The following is a 12,183-nucleotide window of genomic DNA, read 5'->3' as shown; positions in this document are numbered from 1 at the left end:
GCGCGTCGGAGTTCGTCACGGATATGGCTTCCCCCGTCCATCAGGTGGGGGAGGGAGAGGGCCTCTGAAGAAGCTCAGACCGGCTACTGCCTCGCCGCAACGACTTCCGCGACCTCGACGCATTCGCCGTCGGGCTGGCTGTACGCCGATTTCCGGAAGTTCTTCACGACTTTGACAAGCTTCATCCTTCGTACAATCCTTCCAGGATTTCGAGAAGTTTTGCTCGGGTTTCTGTCACTGGTAGCGCCAGGGACCTTATGTGATCCCATCGCCTCGCGAGCCTCCGGACGTCTTGGTCGTCCTGTATAAGCCTGCCGCCCAATGGGGCTTCTACGAACCCCACGTCGCCCTCGTCGGTCGTCAGAACATTGAAGCCTCCGTCCAGCCCAGGGTGTACCCCGGCTCGGGAGGGGATGAGCTGGAGCGTGATGGAGGGCTGCTCCGTCAACGCCAGGAGATGTTCGATCTGCTCCGCCATGACCTCAGGGCCTCCTACGCCCTGAGCGATCGTCTTCTCGTCTATTAAGAACCAGATATGTGGTGGATCTTCTCTTTCGAGGATGGCCTGCCTTTTCAGTCGGGTGGCGATCTTGCCTTCGACATCATCGACATGGCTACCTTCCATGGTGGCTCTGGCGTACGCCTCGGTCTGTAGCAGACCAGGCAGCCATAGCGGCTGCCATGATCGGATCTCCGATGCCTCGACCTCTAGCGCTGCGTACTGTTCCAGCCAGTCTCGGTGTTGTCGCTGGGCGTGGTAATGAAGGTTTTCGAACCAGCCGGGCAGGTTGAAGATTTTGTCGGCTTCCTTGGCCTGTGTGATCGTGATCCGCCTGCGGCCTCGTTCGAGGTTGCCCAGGTGGCTGTCCCCGACATGCAGCTTCCCGGCCAGCTCCAGCTGGGTCAGGCCGGCCGCCTCGCGGTATATCCGGAGGTAGTAGGCCATGAGATGGGCCAGAGACTCTTTTGGATCTAGGTCGCTCCCTCTGTTCACTTTCTTTGCCTATCACGCCTGGTGACGGTGCGGTAACTGTTCACTTCGAAAGAAGAGTTGAATCGTTCCCGAGCGTAACTCCGACGCGCCACGCTGTCACGTACACGCAAGGAGGCAGTGATGGATCGGAGCGAACTAGCTAAATACGGGACGTCTCAACACCCTCAGTATGTTCGGTACCGCCACGAACGACACCTTCCTCCCGTCAAGGCGGCCGCGGGGACGGCCCGAGACTTCGTGGAATCCCGGCTGAGGGCCTGGGGCCGCACCGATCAGATCGAAGACGCCACCGTGATCATCGGAGAGCTGTTCAACAACGCTCTTCTGCACACCGACTCGAAAGAGCTCGTCGCGGCCATCGACTGGAACGGTGGCCGGATACGGCTGGAGATGTGGGACGACTCTCCTGACCGTCCTCGGATCGCCCCAGTCGACTTCGAGAAGGAGTCCGGACGCGGGATGTACATCATCGCGGCTCTCTGCGAGATCTGGGGCTCCCGCCTGGCGGCATCCGGCAAGTGCGTCTGGGTCATCCTGCCGGAATAAGGCACCTACCGGAAAGGAGATGAAGCGATGACCGACCGAATCATGAAGGGCGTCTCGTGGGCATGAGAGCTGGAAAGGGTGTCCGAAACGATGCATCTCGCTAGTCTGCCGAGTCTCGTCCTCGCCTTCTCCCTGGGGGTGTCGGCTGACGCCGTGGCCACCATGGTGAGGGACCGCAGAAGACGCCGAAGGCTCCGCACGCAGGAGAATCGGGGCTGAACGACTCCTGTGTGCGGGACGCTCTGGGCCCAGAGGAGACAACGCCCAACGCGACCGGGCACGCCGGTGCGGACGAGGATGCGGCGACGGCGACGATCCACCTCCCGGCTGCGAAGGACACCACCGGCCACTCGCCCGTCCGCGCGAGCCGCCGGGTCCGGGACCGTCGTCCCGTACCCGGCGGCGCCGGCGTTCGTGTCGCGGGTCAGAGTTTCACGAGGGCGTCGCGGCGCATCCAGCCGATGCCGTCCGCCGCGCTGTCGGTGGCCACCGCGAGGTAGGTGTGGCCCTCGGTGGTGTTGTCGTACGTCCAGTCGCAGTACCCGCCGACGATGTCGCCGGCGCGCTTGTCCTTCAGCAGCGTCGAGGCGTTGGTCGGCTGCTCGTACACGCCGGCGACCGGCCAGGTCACCTTGTAGTGGCAGTCGGCCGCGACCGCGCGGGACGCGGGCACGGCCGACCCGGCGGCGACCCGGGCCGCGGGAGCCGGGGCGGGGGCCGCTGCCGCGGCGGCGGGTGCCGCGGCGGCGGACGGGCACGGCTTCGTGGACAGGTACTTCGTGTACACGCGCCCGGGCTTGTGGACCCGCCCGTAGGCATACCCGACCGAGATCCGGCCGTTGTCCTTCTTCATCTTCCGGGTCTTGCCGTACTGGACGAACCGGTCACCGTGGTACAGCCGGCCGATGACCCGCTGCTGGTGGTCCCGGACGTAAAGGGTCTGCTGGCCGCACATGTACCGGGTGTGCTTCTCGGCGCTGGAGGACAGGTGCTCGGTGAGCCGCCCGCCGACCGCGTGCTTGGGCCTGCCCAGACAGGAGCGGTTGATGAAGCCCCAGACGCCGGACGAGCCCCAGGTGGAGACGACCGCGTAGTGGGAGTCCCAGTTGTACCGGTAGTTGACGGTCCGCCCCTTGCCCGCCTGCACCGGTACGGAGTGGCCCGGTGCCTTGTCCATCGCCTGATGCGGCGTGTAGTTGAACCACAGGGTGCAGCTCTTCTTGAGCTTCGCCGGATTGGTCGGGGCCTGCGCCGCCTCCGCGCCGCCGGCGCCGCCGATGAGCAGTGCCGCGCTCGCCAGGGAGGCCGCCGCGATGACGGCGCCACGGCGCGAGGTGTTCTTCGAAGCCATTCCCGGTGTTCCTCCAAGGGGGTGCGCTGTCCGCAAGCGGACGGCGGGTCTTCGGGTTTCCACCCGACTGCTCCGGTCGCAGCGGGCAAGATCGATCCTGCGGTCCGGACGGGCAGGGTCGCCACAGATCGGCCGAAGACGGGACGGGCGGGATATCCCACGCCCAGTTGACCAGGCCGTTCGTCGAGGACGGGATCGAGACGGGACAGGAGACGACGTGGCGGAGCGCCGCAAGCCTCTTCAGCCGCTGCCCCCGGACCTGGCCGAACCGGTCCGGCTGTTCACCGAGCAGCTTCGCGTGCTGTACGAGCGCGTCGGGTCGACGCTCGCCCGGCTCGGGCGGGACCTCAACGTCTCGGACTCCTCCCTGTCCCGGTACCTCAACGCCCAGACCCCGATGCCGGCGGACGTGCTCGACCGGTTCTGCGACCTCGCCGCCCTGCCCCCTGAGGAGCGGAAGCGCCTGCGGGACCTGCGCGAGGCCGCACTGGCCTCCCGCTCGACGACTCCTGGGGAGCGACGCTCCGGCGACCGAGGATCTCCGGAGGCGGAGGCACCGGCGGGGCCCGTCCGGCGCCGACGTGGCCGGTTGCTCACGGTGGTCGTGCTCGTGGCGCTGGTCGCCGGCGCGGTGGCCGCGGCGGTCATCGTGACCGGCACCGGGGACGACCGGCCGCCGGACGCGCACCCGGTGGCGCGGCAGGGCGCCTGCCGGCAGCGCCCGCAGTACCGGGTCGTGCACCGGGGCAACGTCGTCGACGCGCACGGCGCCGTCGTCGGAACCGTGTGGCCCGGCGACCTGTTCACGCGGGACGAGACGCCGGGGAACCCCGCCCGGCCGTACCGCTACTACGGCGTCGTCGTGAAGAACGGCCTGGCCGGATACGTGCTCCAGGAACGGCTCGCCTATTACCGTGCGGTCTGCGGCTGAGTCGGTAGTACGCGCCCGATTCCGGTCGCACGGTGAGAGCGCGAAGCACCGGGCCGGCGTCGCGTCAGCAGTACGGGCCGAGGGCCTTCTTGATCTTGGCCGGTGCCGCCTTCATGCCCGGGGCGCCGCAGAGGCCGTCGGTGCCGTAGGTGACCAGGTGCCAGCGACCGCCGGTGTTCCGGAGCACGGTCCAGGCCGGGTCGGTGAGCCCGGCGGGCTGCTTCAGGTACGCGGCCGCCCAGCCGTGGTCGCAGATGACGCGGCCGGAGACCCGGAACTCCATCGAACCCTCGGCGGCCCGGGCCTTGAGGAAGTCCGCCGCCGACGCGCAGGGCGCCGGCGGCGTGCTCGCCGGTGCGGCCGACGACGTGCCCGGTGCGGCGGAGACCGCCGGGGTGGAGGCGGCCGGGACGGACGAGGGCGCGCTCTGGGGCTTCGGCTCGTCCTGGGACTCGCAGGCCGCCAGGCCACCGGCGCAGGCGAGTACGGCGAGGGGGATCAGCGGCCGGAACACCGTGCCTCCTGGTGGGGGGTCAGCCGACCGCGGGCACGCGGCGGCTCGGGACCAGCAGGTCGAGGTCGGCGCGGGTGACGCCGGCCCGGTCGGCCAGCTCGTCGCGGCCGGTACCGGAGCCGGCGACCAGCTCGACCGCCCGCGTGAGCATCGTCGGGGTCTCGAGGGGCCGGGCCGGGCCGGGCTCGTTGCGCCGCCAGCCGCGGGCGCTCATCACGCTCATCGCGCTCCGGTACGTGCTCTCCTTCATGATGCCGAGGCTGCGCGCGCGGTAGAGCAGGGCCGCCATACTGACCCCCCACGCCGCCTTCAGCTCGGCGAGGCGGGCCCAGTCGGCGGTGTGGGGCAGCTCGTCGGCGATGGCCGCCTCCGGCATCAGGAACTCGGCCGCGAACCGGTGCGCCTGATCTTCGATGATCTTGCTGCCGGGTTCGGCGTCCGCGTGCATGACGAGGTGGCCGAGCTCGTGCGCACCGTCGAAGCGGTTGCGCCAGTAGTCGCCCTTGGCCGGGTTGAACAGCACCATCGGACGCGGGTGGGCGCCGATGCTGAACGCGTCGACGCGCTCGGTCGACGGCGGCAGGATCAGCACGATGACGCCGTGCTTCTCCAGCAGCCGTACGAGATGCGGGATGGGACCGGCGTCCCCGGCCATGGCCTTCCGGGCCAGCCGGGCGGCCTCGACCGGACCGGACCCGGCGATCTCCTCCGGCGACACGGGCCGCTCGGGCAGCTCCGCACGCGGCAGCTCGACCAGCTCTTCCAGGGCGGTGACGATGTCCGCGGCGATCCGGCCGTGGGCGAGGGCCTGGTCGCGTTCGATCTGCGTCGTGGACCGCAGCGACCGGAAGTGCGCGGTGTCGAGGGAGACGGGGCCGCGTCCGGCGCGGAAGAACTCGACCGGCACGCCGAGCGCGAACGCCAGCCGTGACAGCGTCTTCTCCGACGGCCGGTGCACGCCGGCCTCGTACTGGCCGATGGCGGTCGGCGTGGTGCCGACGGCCTGGGCCAGCTGGTTCTTGCGCATGCCGCGCAGGCGCCGCGCGAGCGTCAGCCGGTCGGCGTCGAACAGCAGCCGAGCCTCGGCGAGCCGCCGCGCGGCGTGCTCGTTGGTGTGGTCGTTCACTGGGCCGTTTCGATACTCGTCTCTCCGCCGCCCGCACGCCGACCGTGGAGCCGCAGTGGAACATCGGCCTCGTCGTCGGCCCACAGGGGCAGTGTGGAAGGCACGAGCCTACGCCGTCGGTCGGCGCCGAGCGTGTCATCGGTCAGCTGCCGGAGCCAGTGCCAGGCCGGGCCGCCGTCGGCGTTCAGCCGGGGACGGCCGAGGAACAGCTCCATCTCCAGCGGCTCCTCGGTCGCGCTGTGCGCGAGGACGAGGGTCACGACGTCGTCCGTGTCGCGTACGGGACCGAGGGCGAAGTCCAGGGTGAGCTGCGGATCGTCGGGGAACTCCTGCCGCGCGACCGCCTGCTTGGTGTAACTGTCCCGGTCCCAGCGGATCGCCCGTACCGCGCCGAAACGGTGCCGTTTGAGCAGGATCCGGTAGCGGCCGTACCGCCAGCCCGGCGAGCCGTTCAGGTTCTCTCGGCTCACCATCGCCGTGAGCGGGTCGTCGTCGCCCTCGGCGGGGTCGGGGGCGAACTCGCCCAGGTGGAACACCCGGTCCAGCTGGGTCTCCAGTACGTCGAAGGCGCCGGTGCCGAACGACCGCTCCTTGAACCCGGCCGCCCGGCTCATCGCGCCGAACACGGCGAGGGTCGCCTCGGTGTGCGCCTCGCGCAGCGCGTGCAGGAATCCGGCTTCGAGCAGGGTGCCCCAGGCTTCCCGATCCTCCGACATGCGTTGGACTATAGATGTTCCCAGCGGCCCACGCGCGAAAATGAAGTCCCCGGCGCGTCGCCACGGCCCCTGGACATGATCCACATCACGGTTGCATGCTGAGGCGGGCGTTGAGGGGAGATCACGATGAGCACGTCCCAGCACGACGAACCCACGCCGCCGACCTTGCCGATGGTGCGGACCTGCCCGTTCGCCCCGCCGGCCGAGTACCAGCGGATGCGCGACACCGCGCCGGTCGTCCGCGCGGCTCTGCCCAACGGCGCGCCGGTCTGGGCGGTCACCCGCCTCGCCGAGGCGCGGCAGATGCTCAGCCATCCGCGAGTCAGCTCGAACCCCGGACTGCTCGGGCGGCCGAGCGGCCCCGACGACGACCGGACCGACGAGGGCTTCCTCGTCGGCATGGACCCGCCGGAGCACACCCGGTACCGGCGCGTGCTGCTCCCGGAGCTCGGCATGCGCTCGGTCGCCGCCATGCGACCCCTCATCCAGCGGATCGTCGATGCGGCGATCGACGAGCTGCTGGCGGCCGGTCCGCCCACCGATCTCGTCGAGTCGTTCGCACGCAAGGTCCCGCCGCGTGTCACCTGCGAGCTGCTCGGCATTCCGGCGGCCGACCGCGAGTTCGTCGATTCCCGGCTCCGGATGCTCAGCCTGCTGATCCGCGACCCGCGGGCGCCCGAGGCGTCCCGTGACCTCCGCGACTACCTGCGCGACTTCATCGGCCGCGTTGAACGGGAATCCCCGGACGGTCTCATCGGGCGGCTGGCCGCCCGGCATCTGCCCACCGGGGAGCTGACCGCCGAAGCGCTGACCAACATGACGTTTCTCCTGCTGCTCGCGAGCTACGACTCACCGGCGAACATGATCGCGCTGGGTGTGGTGACGTTGCTGGAGCACCCCGAGCAGCTCGCGGCGCTGCGCGACGATCCGGGCCTGCTGCCGGGGGCGACCGAGGAACTGCTGCGGTTCCACACGGTCCAGGACTGGGTCGTCTTCGAACGTGTGGCGGTGGACGACATCGAGGTCGGCGGGACGCGGATCGGCGCCGGGGACCGCCTGACGGTGCTGGCCGCGTCCGCCAACCGCGACGAGCGGGTGTTCGAGGATCCCGACGCGTTCGACATCCGCCGGTCCGCGCAGCACCACCTCGCCTTCGGCCACGGCGTGCACCAGTGCGTCGGCCACAACCTCGCCCGCGCCGAGCTGGAGATCGTCTACGGCACCCTGCTGACCCGAATCCCGACGCTGCGCCTCGCGGTCGGGCTCGACGAGCTGCGCATCGCCTGGGACGCGGCGTTCATCGGCCTGTACGAACTGCCCGTCGCCTGGTGACGACCGCATCTTCCGCCGAGGGACCGGCGGCTCAGCGCAGGGACGCGGTGGGGCCGCCGGGGGAGTCGTGGCGGGCGGCGACGACCGCCTCGGCGACCGAGCGGACCTCGTCCTCGGGCAGCCGCCGGTAGCCGTCCTCGGTCACGACCGCGACGCTCGGGTAGATCCGCCGGGTCAGGTCCGGGCCGCCGGTGGCCGAGTCGTCGTCCGCCGCGTCGTACAGCGCCTGGACGGCCGCGACGACCGCGTCCTCCTGGGACATGCCGCGCCGGTACAGCTTCTTCAGCGCACCCCGCGCGTACGGCGAGCCGGACCCGTCGGCGTGGAAGTCCTTCATCTCGTACGGGCCGCCGGTGACGTCGAACGAGTAGATCCGGCCGACTCCCCGGTCGAGGTCGTAGCCCGCGAAGAGGGGAACGACGACGAGCCCCTGCATGGCCGCGCCGAGGTTGCCCTGCACGAGGGTGGCCAGCCGGCGGGCCTTGCCGTCGAGCGACAGCCGCCGGCCCTCGATCTTCTCGTAGTGCGCCAGCTCGAACTGGAACAGCCGCACCATCTCGATCGCGGTCCCGACCGTCCCGGCGAACGCGACCGCGGAGTACTCGTCGGCGTAATTGATCTTCTCGAGGTCGCGCTGCGCGATGAGGTTGCCCATCGTGGCGCGGCGGTCGCCGGCCATCAGCACGCCGCCCTCGAAGGTGAGCGACAGGATCGTGGTCCCGTGCGGGAGGTTCAGCCCGGCCACCGACTCCCGGACGCGGCCCGGGGGCAGCGCCTCGGGTGCGACCTCGGCCAGCAGCTGCGTGAACGACGCGTTGGCGCTGCTGAGGAACGCCGGAGGGAGGCCCCGCGAGAAATCGACCATCTGCGCCCGCTTCCGATCAAGGACATGTGCCTCGCTTATCGTACGATCTCCGCCTTCGCCCGCCACCTAGACTTGAGCCCATGACGTGGCGTGGCCGGTACTACGAGGACTTCACGCTCGGGGACATCTATTACCACCCGCTCGGCAGGACGGTCACGACGACCGACAACATGTGGTTCACGCTGCTGACGCAGAACACCGCGATGGTGCATGTGGACCACCACTATGCCGCGCGGACGGAGTTCGGGCGCCCGCTGGTCGACTCGACCTTCACCCTCGCCCTCGTCACCGGCCAGTCCGTCACCGACGTCTCGCAGAACGTCATGGCGAACCTCGGCTGGGACGACGTACGGCTGCCGGCCCCCGTCTTCGAGGGCGACACGCTGTACTCGCGGTCGAAGGTCATCGCGCTCCGCGAGTCCCGCTCCCGGCCGAACGTCGGCGTCGTCACCGTGGCCACCGAGGGTTTCAACCAGAACGGCGTCATCGTGTGCTCGTTCACACGCACGCTGCTGGTGTACAAGCGCGACCACGCCCCGCACCCGCCGGTACCGCGCCCGCCCGAGGACTCCCTCCCGCCGGTGCGGGAGTAGCGAGCGCCCGTCGGACGGCGTCACCGTCGTCGCCTTCGAGCAGGCCGTCGCCGTCCTCGCGGAGTTCGCCGAGGACGGCGGGTCCTGACGGACCTCCTCGGTCAGAGGACCTGGATCGTCGGGGCCATGGCGTCGAACGGCGCGTCGGTGCCCTTCTTCTTGGTCAGCGTCGCGTAACAGGTCCGGCCGCCGTCGGCGGGGACGACGTACTGCGTGGTCTCCAGCGTCGCGGTGCCCGCCTGCTCGTACGTCACCTTCACCGCCGATCGGCCGCCGGCGGTGGTGTTCTCGATCGCGACGTTGCGTGCGCCGATCTGACCCAGCTGTGCCTTGACCTGGTCGGCGTTGGGGGCGGCACCGGGCTGGCAGAAGCCGTTGACGTTGTTGCCGAAGTGCTCGGTCCGCGCGGTCCCCGGGTCGTACGCCATGAAGGCGTTGTTCTGCTTCATGGTCTTGACGACCTGGTCGACGGTCGCTGCGGGGAAACCGTTCTTCCCCAGCTCCGCCTTGGCCTTGGTCAGCTGGTCGAAGTCGAGTGCCTTCCAGCTCTTCGGCACGCCGATGGTGAGGCCGTTCTCCGAACCGCCGATCCGGCGGTAACCGGCCGGCAGCTCGGGCGGAGCGGCAGCGGCGGAGCTGCTCGTGCCGGACTTCGGCGCCGATGTCGCGCCGTCACCGGACTTCTTGTCGTCGGATCCTCCGGAGCATCCGGCCAGGGCGAGGCCGGTGCACAGCGCGCCGACCACGATCGTACGAGTCTTCATGTTCTCCCGCGTCCAGTCCTTTTTGTACGTTTTCGAGCACATCGGGCGAAAGAACTTATCAGGACGGTCGTTGCCGGAGGATGACATTCGATGGACACACCCCGGCGAGCACCACCACCACCACCGTCGTCGGCGACGCGAGGCGGTGAGGTCGGTGAGGCGCTTCTCTCGGCCTTCCAATATTTCTAGCAGCGCTAGCTGTTCTATCGCCGATCTGCTAGTGTCGGTCTCGTTCCTAGCGCTGCTAGCAAATCGGAGATGCTCATGCTCACGCCCATCGCCTACGGACTCGCGATCGCCCTCATCGTCCTCATCTCGTTCATCGGGCTGCGATTCCTGCTGGCGCCCCGCCCCGCCGCCGCCGGGTACGGCGTGCCGGCCAAGGAGAACGGCGACGCCGCCTACCTGACCATCAAGGGCCTGCGCGACTTCACCTACGGCGTCCTCGGCGCGGTCCTGCTCGCGTTCGCCGGCGCGCACGCCGTCGGCTGGTACATGCTGGCCGTCGCGATCGCACCGCTGGGCGACACGCTCATCGTCCTGCGCCACGGCGGCACCAAGGCGGTCGCGTTCGGCGTCCACTTCGCCACCGCCGTGATCGTCCTGATCAGCGCCGCCCTCCTGTTCGCCGTCTGACATCCCCGAATCCCACCCGTAGAAAGAGCCGCTCCCATGTCCCTGATCACACCGGACTTCAACGACGCCGTCATCGTCCGATCCGCCGAGGCCGAGGTGATCGGCCGGGCTCCCACCACCATCCGGCTGCTGGCCGACAGCAGCTCGACCGGCGGCGCGCTGTCGACCCAGCGGGTCACCCTCGAACAGGGCGCGGACGGCGCCAAGCCGCACCACCACGGCAGGTCGGCCGAGCTGTTCTACCTCCTGGACGGCACCGCGCAACTGCTCTCCGGAGACCAGGTCGTGACCGCCGAACGCGGCGACCTGGTGGTCGTTCCGCCCGGTGCCCCGCACGCCTTCGCCGCCGCGCCCGGCGAGAACGCCGACATCCTCATCGTCATCACGCCCGGCGTCGAACGTTTCGAATACTTCCGCCACCTGGAGCGCATCGCCTATGGGAAGGTGCCGCCCGAAAGTCTCCTGGAGGTCCAGGAGATCTACGACACCTATTTCCTGTCCAGCCCGGTGTGGGACGCCGCCAGGTCCTGACCGCGGTGACCCTGTTCTTCATCACCCTCGGCAAGCGCATCCCCGCCCGGCGCGAGAGCGCCGGCCAGGAGGCGGCGACCGGCGCATCCGCGACGGAACCGCTGGCCGAGGCCTGAGCCATCGCACGCGGCGCGCGATCAGGGTCGGCGGAGGGCGACGGCGAGGTCGTCCAGGTGGCGGGCGACCGGGCCGACCGTGAGCAGGCCACTGCCCGCCCCGGCCAGCTCCGCCTCCGCGGGACGCAGCGCCGCGTACGCCCGCTCCATCACCGGCCGGTCGCCCAGGGCCAGGGCCGCGCGGGCCGTCAGGCACCACAGGGCCTCCAGCAGCAGGTCGCGTGGCGGGTCCGGGACCTCGCGCAGCGCGGCGGCGGCCGCCTCCCGGCGCCCCTCCGCGAGCAGCACCAGGGGCCGGGCCCACGGCTCGTACGGCCCGAAGCCGGCCGGGTCGCCGGGCCGGGGCGGCAGTCCGTACCGCACCCGCAGGCACAGCAACGCCAGCGGCAACAACCCGTCCGCCAGCCCCGGCATGCCCGAGCCCGGCAGGCGGGTCGCCGCATCCCGGTACGCCGCCTCCGCCTCCGACTCCGCCTCGGACCCGGTCCCGGCTCCGGTCACGGACGCGGTTCCGGCTCCGGTCGCGGCCCCGGACGCGGCCTCGGACCCGGTCCCGGCGTCGGTTGCGGCTCCGGTCGCCGAACCGGTCTCGGCCAGCCGTAGCGCGGCGTACCACCGGGTGAACACCTCGACCAGCGGCCGCTCGTGGCGCTCGGCCAGGCGGTCGGCGGCCGCCGCGTGCTCGTCCGCGGCCGTGAAGTCCGCGAGGGCGCTCCGGGCCTGAAGACGGATCCCCCGTCTGGATCCGGCACGCCGGCTCCTTTCTCTCGGGTCGGTGTCGCCCAGAGATGTCCGGCAGGGCCGCTCCGCCTACACCTTGATCGATTTTTGTGGCCCACCTTGAAGGGCCTGGCGGTCGCAAGTGCCCGCGGGCAGCGTCTGGGCTGGCCCCCGCACGCCGCGCCCTGCTCGCTCAACCCGGTAGCCGCCGAGGCCGACGACGGGCGGGGAGGCTGCGCACTCCGCAGCCCGGCAGATGCGCAGTTACGCAGCCTCGGAACACGGGCGACGCCCCCGGTCCCGGACGAGCCGGGCGGGGGCGTGCCTGTGGTGAGTTTCGAGAATCGCGAGCTGTGCCTCTGAACGCTGGGATGGTCGCCGACGGTCTCGCGGAGCTGGCCGTTCTGCGACCACACGAGCTACATCCGGGTCCGCGCGTACGCTTGTA

General features: G+C 70.2%; 14 protein-coding genes. 6 read left to right on the top strand and 8 right to left on the bottom strand.

What is annotated here, in order from left to right; all coding sequences use genetic code 11:
- Window positions 1-181 precede the first annotated feature (181 nt).
- Window positions 182-946 carry a helix-turn-helix domain-containing protein gene (locus tag NE235_RS29430; protein ID WP_252808584.1) on the bottom strand — a complete coding sequence of 255 codons (765 nt, stop codon included), beginning with the start codon at window positions 944-946 and terminating at the stop codon, window positions 182-184.
- A 168-nt stretch (window positions 947-1,114) separates the two neighbouring features.
- Here NE235_RS29430 and NE235_RS29425 point away from each other — a divergent pair, with 168 nt between their 5' ends.
- Window positions 1,115-1,540 carry an ATP-binding protein gene (locus NE235_RS29425; RefSeq protein WP_252808582.1) on the top strand — a complete coding sequence of 142 codons (426 nt, stop codon included), beginning with the start codon at window positions 1,115-1,117 and terminating at the stop codon, window positions 1,538-1,540.
- 424 nt (window positions 1,541-1,964) lie between these two features.
- Here NE235_RS29425 and NE235_RS29420 read toward each other — a convergent pair whose 3' ends face one another.
- Window positions 1,965-2,891, bottom strand: a complete 927-nt coding sequence (locus NE235_RS29420; protein WP_252808580.1) for a hypothetical protein — start codon at window positions 2,889-2,891, stop codon at window positions 1,965-1,967.
- Window positions 2,892-3,108: 217 nt separating this feature from the next.
- On the opposite strand from NE235_RS29420, the gene NE235_RS29415 reads away from it, so the two are divergent.
- Window positions 3,109-3,822: a helix-turn-helix domain-containing protein gene (locus tag NE235_RS29415; RefSeq protein WP_252808578.1), complete on the top strand. Its 714-nt coding sequence runs from the start codon at window positions 3,109-3,111 to the stop codon at window positions 3,820-3,822.
- A 64-nt stretch (window positions 3,823-3,886) separates the two neighbouring features.
- Here the strand turns inward: NE235_RS29415 and NE235_RS29410 are convergent, their stop codons facing one another.
- Genes NE235_RS29410 through NE235_RS29400 form a run of 3 tightly spaced genes read right to left on the bottom strand, consistent with a single transcriptional unit; the run spans window position 3,887 to window position 6,178 of the window.
- On the bottom strand, window positions 3,887-4,336 hold the full coding sequence (locus NE235_RS29410) for a hypothetical protein (protein ID WP_252808576.1): 450 nt from the start codon (window positions 4,334-4,336) through the stop codon (window positions 3,887-3,889).
- Between the two features lie 19 nt (window positions 4,337-4,355).
- Window positions 4,356-5,462 (bottom strand): XRE family transcriptional regulator, encoded by a 1,107-nt coding sequence (locus NE235_RS29405; protein ID WP_252808574.1) that lies wholly within the window; start codon window positions 5,460-5,462, stop codon window positions 4,356-4,358.
- On the bottom strand, window positions 5,459-6,178 hold the full coding sequence (locus NE235_RS29400; protein WP_252808572.1) for a hypothetical protein: 720 nt from the start codon (window positions 6,176-6,178) through the stop codon (window positions 5,459-5,461). The genes NE235_RS29405 and NE235_RS29400 overlap by 4 nt, the downstream gene beginning before the upstream one ends.
- A gap of 126 nt (window positions 6,179-6,304) precedes the next feature.
- On the opposite strand from NE235_RS29400, the gene NE235_RS29395 reads away from it, so the two are divergent.
- Window positions 6,305-7,510, top strand: coding sequence for a cytochrome P450 (locus tag NE235_RS29395; RefSeq protein ID WP_252808570.1), 1,206 nt, complete (start codon window positions 6,305-6,307; stop codon window positions 7,508-7,510).
- Between the two features lie 31 nt (window positions 7,511-7,541).
- Here NE235_RS29395 and prcB read toward each other — a convergent pair whose 3' ends face one another.
- Window positions 7,542-8,375: a proteasome subunit beta gene (gene prcB / locus NE235_RS29390; RefSeq protein WP_252808568.1), complete on the bottom strand. Its 834-nt coding sequence runs from the start codon at window positions 8,373-8,375 to the stop codon at window positions 7,542-7,544.
- An 80-nt stretch (window positions 8,376-8,455) separates the two neighbouring features.
- Here prcB and NE235_RS29385 point away from each other — a divergent pair, with 80 nt between their 5' ends.
- Window positions 8,456-8,968 carry a MaoC family dehydratase gene (locus NE235_RS29385; protein ID WP_252808566.1) on the top strand — a complete coding sequence of 171 codons (513 nt, stop codon included), beginning with the start codon at window positions 8,456-8,458 and terminating at the stop codon, window positions 8,966-8,968.
- 101 nt (window positions 8,969-9,069) lie between these two features.
- On the opposite strand, the gene NE235_RS29380 is transcribed toward NE235_RS29385, so the two are convergent.
- Entirely contained in the window at window positions 9,070-9,732 is a 663-nt protein-coding gene (locus NE235_RS29380; RefSeq protein WP_252808564.1) for a hypothetical protein, read from the bottom strand.
- Window positions 9,733-9,996: 264 nt separating this feature from the next.
- Between NE235_RS29380 and NE235_RS29375 the strand changes: the two genes are divergently transcribed.
- Both NE235_RS29375 and NE235_RS29370 read left to right on the top strand, forming a co-directional pair.
- On the top strand, window positions 9,997-10,368 hold the full coding sequence (locus NE235_RS29375; protein WP_252808560.1) for a DUF4267 domain-containing protein: 372 nt from the start codon (window positions 9,997-9,999) through the stop codon (window positions 10,366-10,368).
- Between the two features lie 36 nt (window positions 10,369-10,404).
- Window positions 10,405-10,899 carry a cupin domain-containing protein gene (locus NE235_RS29370; RefSeq protein ID WP_252808558.1) on the top strand — a complete coding sequence of 165 codons (495 nt, stop codon included), beginning with the start codon at window positions 10,405-10,407 and terminating at the stop codon, window positions 10,897-10,899.
- A gap of 137 nt (window positions 10,900-11,036) precedes the next feature.
- Here the strand turns inward: NE235_RS29370 and NE235_RS29365 are convergent, their stop codons facing one another.
- The gene (locus NE235_RS29365) at window positions 11,037-11,642 is read right to left on the bottom strand and encodes a hypothetical protein (protein WP_308206176.1); all 606 of its coding nucleotides are present in this window, start codon (window positions 11,640-11,642) and stop codon (window positions 11,037-11,039) included.
- Window positions 11,643-12,183 lie beyond the last annotated feature (541 nt).

The organism is Actinoallomurus spadix, from assembly GCF_024055725.1.
GTDB classification, from domain to species: Bacteria; Actinomycetota; Actinomycetes; order Streptosporangiales; family Streptosporangiaceae; genus Actinoallomurus; species Actinoallomurus spadix.
The sequence above is the reverse complement of the archived record's forward strand: the minus strand, read 5'-3'. Positions and strand labels throughout refer to the sequence as shown.

Coding starts and splice junctions, on each gene's coding strand:
- NE235_RS29370 (WP_252808558.1), top strand. CDS start 10,405: ATGTCCCTGATCACACCGGACTTCAACGACGCCGTCATCGTCCGATCC.
- NE235_RS29430 (WP_252808584.1), bottom strand. CDS start 946: ATGGCCTACTACCTCCGGATATACCGCGAGGCGGCCGGCCTGACCCAG.
- NE235_RS29395 (WP_252808570.1), top strand. CDS start 6,305: ATGAGCACGTCCCAGCACGACGAACCCACGCCGCCGACCTTGCCGATG.
- NE235_RS29420 (WP_252808580.1), bottom strand. CDS start 2,891: ATGGCTTCGAAGAACACCTCGCGCCGTGGCGCCGTCATCGCGGCGGCC.
- NE235_RS29380 (WP_252808564.1), bottom strand. CDS start 9,732: ATGAAGACTCGTACGATCGTGGTCGGCGCGCTGTGCACCGGCCTCGCC.
- NE235_RS29425 (WP_252808582.1), top strand. CDS start 1,115: ATGGATCGGAGCGAACTAGCTAAATACGGGACGTCTCAACACCCTCAG.
- prcB (WP_252808568.1), bottom strand. CDS start 8,375: ATGGTCGATTTCTCGCGGGGCCTCCCTCCGGCGTTCCTCAGCAGCGCC.
- NE235_RS29400 (WP_252808572.1), bottom strand. CDS start 6,178: ATGTCGGAGGATCGGGAAGCCTGGGGCACCCTGCTCGAAGCCGGATTC.
- NE235_RS29375 (WP_252808560.1), top strand. CDS start 9,997: ATGCTCACGCCCATCGCCTACGGACTCGCGATCGCCCTCATCGTCCTC.
- NE235_RS29385 (WP_252808566.1), top strand. CDS start 8,456: ATGACGTGGCGTGGCCGGTACTACGAGGACTTCACGCTCGGGGACATC.